The following is a 376-nucleotide window of genomic DNA, read 5'->3' as shown; positions in this document are numbered from 1 at the left end:
GCGGGTTGGGTCACACGGGGCTGCCTCGCGGGAGCCCGGGCGCGGGGCTGCCTCGCGGGAGCCCGGGCACGGCACGACGGCGGCGGGTTCGCGCGTACGCGGATACGTTCACCGGTGCCACACCACCGTGACCCGGCCGGCGCTCCGGTGCCGCTCCACCTCGGCGGTCACGCCGTAGACCCGGGCCACGAGCCCGCTGTCGAGCACCTCCTCGACGGGTCCGCTGGCGGCGACCCGGCCCTCGTCGAGGACGACGAGCCGGTCACAGTACGCCGCCGCCAGATCCAGGTCGTGCAGCGCGGCGACGGTGGTCACGCCGAGCCGCCGTACCGTACGCAGCAGGTCCAGCTGGTGGCCCAGGTCGAGATGGTTCGTG

General features: G+C 75.3%; 1 pseudogene. It reads right to left on the bottom strand.

The window, feature by feature from the left end:
- Nucleotides 1-108: 108 nt before the first annotated feature.
- Nucleotides 109-376: pseudogene (locus tag AN216_RS00210) on the bottom strand (histidinol phosphatase); the annotation flags it as partial.

The organism is Streptomyces oceani (assembly GCF_001751245.1).
Classification (GTDB): domain Bacteria; phylum Actinomycetota; class Actinomycetes; order Streptomycetales; family Streptomycetaceae; genus Streptomyces; species Streptomyces oceani.
Note: the sequence above shows the minus strand (reverse complement) of the source record. Positions and strands in the feature narration are given on the sequence as shown.